Source organism: Methylobacterium sp. WL116, assembly GCF_008039455.1.
Classification (GTDB): domain Bacteria; phylum Pseudomonadota; class Alphaproteobacteria; order Rhizobiales; family Beijerinckiaceae; genus Methylobacterium.
This window is the reverse complement of the sequence record NZ_VRUV01000374.1, coordinates 1-4,560: the sequence shown is the minus strand read 5'-3', so window position 1 is coordinate 4,560 and position 4,560 is coordinate 1. Positions and strand designations below refer to the sequence as shown.

General features: G+C 71.8%; 5 protein-coding genes and 1 pseudogene. 4 read left to right on the top strand and 2 right to left on the bottom strand.

Features of this window, described 5'->3' with window-relative positions; genetic code table 11:
• A partial coding sequence (locus FV223_RS20775; RefSeq protein WP_147728784.1) for a hypothetical protein occupies positions 1–317 on the bottom strand: 317 nt, incomplete at its 3' end.
• Positions 318–545: 228 nt separating this feature from the next.
• On the opposite strand from FV223_RS20775, the gene FV223_RS20770 reads away from it, so the two are divergent.
• From FV223_RS20770 to FV223_RS31975, 4 genes are all read left to right on the top strand, one after another.
• Entirely contained in the window at positions 546–1,853 is a 1,308-nt protein-coding gene (locus tag FV223_RS20770; RefSeq protein WP_147728783.1) for a capsule biosynthesis protein, read from the top strand.
• Between the two features lie 77 nt (positions 1,854–1,930).
• The gene (locus FV223_RS20765; protein WP_147728782.1) at positions 1,931–2,218 is read left to right on the top strand and encodes a hypothetical protein; all 288 of its coding nucleotides are present in this window, start codon (positions 1,931–1,933) and stop codon (positions 2,216–2,218) included.
• A gap of 190 nt (positions 2,219–2,408) precedes the next feature.
• Positions 2,409–3,596: a M20 aminoacylase family protein gene (locus FV223_RS20760; RefSeq protein ID WP_246686379.1), complete on the top strand. Its 1,188-nt coding sequence runs from the start codon at positions 2,409–2,411 to the stop codon at positions 3,594–3,596.
• A 255-nt stretch (positions 3,597–3,851) separates the two neighbouring features.
• Positions 3,852–4,187 (top strand): diguanylate cyclase, encoded by a 336-nt coding sequence (locus tag FV223_RS31975; protein ID WP_246686373.1) that lies wholly within the window; start codon positions 3,852–3,854, stop codon positions 4,185–4,187.
• A gap of 82 nt (positions 4,188–4,269) precedes the next feature.
• Here FV223_RS31975 and FV223_RS20750 read toward each other — a convergent pair.
• A pseudogene (locus FV223_RS20750) lies at positions 4,270–4,560 on the bottom strand (leucyl aminopeptidase family protein); the annotation flags it as partial.

The window sequence follows — 4,560 nt, the reverse complement described above, 5'->3', positions numbered from 1 at the left end:
GGCAGCAGCTGGGCGGCGATCTCGGCCGCGGGCGCCGTCGGGTCGATCAGCAGGATCCGCCCGCCCGCGACGCTGGCCCCGGTGGCGACGGCGACGAGGCGCTTCGGGCAGGGGCCGAGGCATCCGGTCTCGACGATCCGAAGCTTCGCCCCGGGCCGGGCCTGCTTCAGGCCGGCCTTCACCCGGTCGCGGATCGCCCGCTTGGGCAAGCCCTGGCGCTTGGCGCACTTCGTGCAGACCGCCACCACCTCGGAGAACTTCGCCTTCGCCGTTCGGACGGGTCGGGCAGGTGCGACGTCGGCGGGATCCGTTTTCATCGCACATCGGGTAGGACGGGGACGGGCGGCGCGCAACCGCGGCGGATCGTGCCGGCCGCCGCCGGCCGCGCACCGCCGACGCCTTAAAAAGGGCCGAAAAGAACGGGATTGCGGCACCGCTCCGATCGCGAGCGGGCCTCGTCTCGAAAGCGAGCCGGCGAGGTCGCACGGCGCGGCCGTCTCCGTCACGGCGCGGTCGAACGAGCAGAGCGCAGGAAACCGGATCGGATGAGCGTCGACGAGGTCAGGCAAGGCGATCGGCTCCGCGGCCTTCTGCAGGTCGCGCAGCGGTCTGTGACCGAGCTTCGGCGCGGTGCCGAGACGATCGAGCCGATCCGCGATCCGGCCCGGCGCTCGCTGGTCCAGCGCACCCGCGAGAGCCTCGCCTGGACCCGCCTGCCGGGCCTCAGCCCGGTCGACGCGGAGCCGAAGAGCTACGTCGCCCGGCTGGTCCAGCGCTTCAGCCTGTTCGTCCTGCTGCCGACCGCGGTCGTCGGGTTCTACCTGTTCGCGATCGCCTCGGACCAGTACATCGCCGAGGCGCAGTTCGCCGTGCGCGGCAACGTCGAGCCGATGGAGAACGTGTCGCTCGGCGAGTACACCAGCCTGATTCAGAAGCACAACAGCCAGGACAGCTACATCGTCCGGGACTTCATCAACAGCCAGGCGATGGTCGACGCCGTCGAGAAGAGCCTCGGCGTGTCGCAGATGTTCTCTCGCAAGGAAGCCGACTTCTGGGCGCGCTATCGCACGCCGCAGCCGATCGAGGAGCTGACGAAGTACTGGCAGGAGCACGTCCAGGCGCGGATCGACGCGATCTCGGGCGTGATCCAGCTGTCGGTCCGCGCCTTTACGCCGGAGGACGCCCTGGCGATCGCCAAGGACGTCGTCGCCCGCTCCGAGGTGCTGATCAACGAGATCTCGCGGCGCGCGCAGGCCGACATGGTCAAGCAGGCCGAGATCGATTCGGCGGCGGCGCAGGAGCGGCTGCGCAAGGCGACGCTGGACATCCAGCGCTACCGCAACCACTGGGGCATCATCGATCCGATCAAGTCGGCGGAGGGCACCCTGCTGACGATGATGACCCTGCGCAAGGAGAAGCTGAAGGCGGAGAACGACCTCCAGGTGCTGCGCGGCTCGAACCTCGACGAGAAGTCCCGCTCGATCCAGGTCCTCGCCGCGACAGTGGCGGCGATCGACGGCCAGATGAAGACGCTGCAGGACCAGCTGACCACTGACGGGGGCGCCGCCGGCGGCGCGACCATGACCAACGCGCTGCTCGAATACGAGGGCCTGATGGTCGAGCGCACCATCGCCGAGAAGCTCAACGAGATGGCGAACACGCTGCTCGACCGGGCGCGCGTCTCCGCCGGCAAGCAGCACATCTTCCTCACGGCCTTCGTGCCGCCGATGATCCCGACGGATTCGCTCTATCCCAAGCGCTGGCGCCAGCTCGCGGTGCTGTTCTTCTGCTTCGTGGTGCTGTGGAGCTCGGTGTCGCTGATCGTCGGCGGGATCAGGGACCAGCGGATCTGAGCGGGCGCAGCGCCCGATAGGGCCGGCCCGCATCCGGGTCCGGCCGCCCCCCCTCGAGCGGACCCGATCGCACGCCCATGCCGGACTTCTCCGACCTCGTCGCCCAGGCGATCAAGCCGACCATGAACCGGGCCGAGCGCGAGGCGGTCTACGGGGTGGTGCGGCAAGCGGTGCTGCGCCTGCGCGAGCGCGAGGGCATGGCGCCCGACGATCCCCGCCTCGCGATCCAGCATCACCTCGTCGAGGAGACGATCCGCGACGTCGAGGCCGACATCGCGCGCTTCGAGGCGATGCGGAAACTGGACGCGGCTCTTGCGGCGCAGACGCTCGCCCACAACGACGGCGGATCGGGGCGCCGCCGCTGAGGCGATACGCCGTCGCTCCCGCGTTGACCGGAGCGTTGGCCCCCTGTTTGCTGGTGGGACCTGCCGGCCGCGACGACCGGAGCCGAAGGCCTACCGATCCATGCCGTTGCCGCACCCGTCCGCCGAACCTGCGATCGCCCGCGATGCCCACGTCCGCGGCGCGGCCGCCGAGGACCGATTCACGGGCGGCCTGCCGGAGATCCGGCGCTTCGCCGACGAGATGGCCGCTTGGCGGCACGACCTGCACGCCCATCCCGAGCTGCTCTACGACGTCACGCGCACCGCCGGCTTCGTCGCCGACAAGCTCGCGGCCTTCGGCTGCGACGCGGTCGAGACCGGCATCGGCCGGACCGGCGTCGTCGGCGTGATCCGGGGCAGGGGAAACGGGGCCGGACACGGTGCGGGCCAAGCCGCCGCCCGCACCCTGGGTCTGCGCGCCGACATGGACGCCCTGCCGATCCAGGAGGTGCGCGACCTCGCCTACCGCTCGACCGTGCTGGGCAAGATGCACGCCTGCGGGCACGACGGGCACACCGCGATGCTGCTCGGCGCCGCGAAGTACCTCGCGGCCACCCGCAACTTCGACGGGACGGCGGTGCTGATCTTCCAGCCGGCGGAGGAGGGCGGCGGCGGCGGCGAGGCGATGGTCGAGGACGGGCTGATGGAGCGCTTCGGCATCGATGCGGTCTACGGGATGCACAACATCCCCGGCCTGGCGCTCGGATCCTTCGCGATCCGTCCCGGCCCGATCATGGCCTCGACCGACCGCTTCACCCTGATGATCGAGGGACGCGGCGGCCACGCCGCCCTGCCGCACAACGCGATCGACAGCGTCGTGGTGGCGAGCCACGTGGTGATCGCCCTGCAATCGATCGTGTCGCGCACCATCGACCCGCTGCAATCGGCCGTGGTCTCGGTCTGCGCGCTCGAGGCCGGCGAAGCCTTCAACGTGCTGCCGCAGACGGTGACGATGCGCGGCACCATGCGCGCGCTCTCGACCGCGGTGCGCACAACGACGAAGGCGCGGATCGTGGCGATCGTCGAGCAGGTCTCGGCCGGGTTCGGCGCGGTCGGCAGCGTCGACTTCGGATCGAGCTACCCCGTGACCGAGAACCACCCGGCGGAAGCCGCCTTCATGGCCGACGTCGCCGCCGGCCTCGTCGGCGAAGCGCGGGTCGACCGCGCCGTCGCGCCGATGATGGCGGCCGAGGACTTCTCCTACATGCTCGGCCGGCGCCCCGGCGCCTACCTGTTCCTCGGCAACGGCGACAGCGCCGCGCTCCACCACCCGCACTACGATTTCTGCGACGCCGCCGCCCCGCTCGGCGCCTCGCTCTGGGCACGGCTGATCGAGACGGGGCTGCCGCTGGCGGGATGAGACGTGGACGCGCAAGCGTCTCCGGGTCGCGGCTGTCGACGCGGGAAGACGAGAGCGCCGCCATTGCTCGATCATCGCGGTCGCGGCGACCGTCGCCGACACGCGCGCTGGTGGAAACCTCGGCGCGCAGGCGCGTGCAGCCTCGTGATCACGCGGCGTAAGGATGTCGGGCATGCGGCAAGCCTGCATCGCGGGCGTCGTCCAGGTTCGCGAGCGGACCGTCGACCGCTACGGCCATCCGGTCGGCGACGAGACTTGACGCTGTTCGCCGAGACCGTACGCGAGGGGACGGGGTCCGATGCGCTCCTCGTCCGTCCCGGCGGCGAGGCGTTCGCCGCGCTCCTGCCCGGCTGCGACCGGCAGCCGGCGCTCAGCCGCGACGCGGCGATCGCGCGCCGGTTCGCTTCGGCGCCGGCGGGGGCGGACGGCCTCGCGATCCACGCCACCGTCAGCGGCGGGCTCGCGGCCCCGGAGGGCCGCGGTCTCGCCGAGAGGCTCGCGAGCGCCGACGGCGCGCTGTACCGGGCAAAAGTCCTCGGTGGGAACCGCATCGAGGCCGCCGGCCCGGAGGCGCTGGCCGCCGCGGCCTAGCGGCCCGGCTCCGGCCCGCGACGAGCCCGGCAGGCGAGCCGACGACGACGTGGGCCATCTTCCCCCACGAAGATCCCGCGTGTCACGCCGCCGGGTAGCGCTCCTTGAGCAGCGCGTAGACCAGGCGCGCGGTCTGCACCTCACCGCCCTCCGGCCGGCCGGGCTTGGCCGAGGGGTTCCAGCCGTAGAGGTCGAGGTGGACGTGGCGCTTGGTGCTCGGGGCGAAGCGGCGCAGGAACAGCGCGGCGGTGATCGCCCCGGCGAAGGGGCCGCCGGAGACATTGTTGAGGTCGGCCACCTTCGAGGCGAGCAGGCTCGCATAGGGCGCGTGCAGCGGCAGGCGCCAGACCGGATCGGCCGCGGCGCGGCCCGC

What these genes read in the sequence shown, in the direction of transcription:
- FV223_RS20770 (WP_147728783.1), top strand. Translation starts at nt 546, where the DNA reads ATGAGCGTCGACGAGGTCAGGCAAGGCGATCGGCTCCGCGGCCTTCTG.
- FV223_RS20765 (WP_147728782.1), top strand. Translation starts at nt 1,931, where the DNA reads ATGCCGGACTTCTCCGACCTCGTCGCCCAGGCGATCAAGCCGACCATG.